The following is a 354-nucleotide window of genomic DNA, read 5'->3' as shown; positions in this document are numbered from 1 at the left end:
TGAAGTTGACCCGCAAAAACGGACATCTATCCTTTGGAGAAGGAGGTGCCGATTATGGCCAAGCATCGTACCCCGTACCCGGCGGAATTTCGGGCGCAAATGGTCGGGCTGGTGAAGGCCGGACGCAGGCCGGAGGAACTGGAAAAGGAGTTCGAGCCGACTGCACAGACCATCTACAACTGGGTGGCGCAGGCTGATCGCGACACAGGTGTGCGGCATGACGGTCTGACCACAGCCGAACGCCAGGAGCTCACACGGTTGCGTCGCGAAGTCCGGCAACTGAAGATGGAGCGCGACATACTCTCTCACGCGGCAGCCTGGTTCGCGAGGGAGACGGGATCCATTCCACCGAAG

1 pseudogene is annotated in these 354 nt (G+C 60.5%); it reads left to right on the top strand.

Features of this window, described 5'->3' with window-relative positions:
* Positions 1-54 precede the first annotated feature (54 nt).
* Positions 55-354 (top strand): annotated as a pseudogene (locus HWY30_RS40675) (transposase); the annotation flags it as partial.

The sequence above is a fragment of the Paraburkholderia tuberum STM678 genome (assembly GCF_902833905.1).
Lineage (GTDB): Bacteria > Pseudomonadota > Gammaproteobacteria > Burkholderiales > Burkholderiaceae > Paraburkholderia > Paraburkholderia tuberum.
The sequence above is the reverse complement of the archived record's forward strand: the minus strand, read 5'-3'. Positions and strand labels throughout refer to the sequence as shown.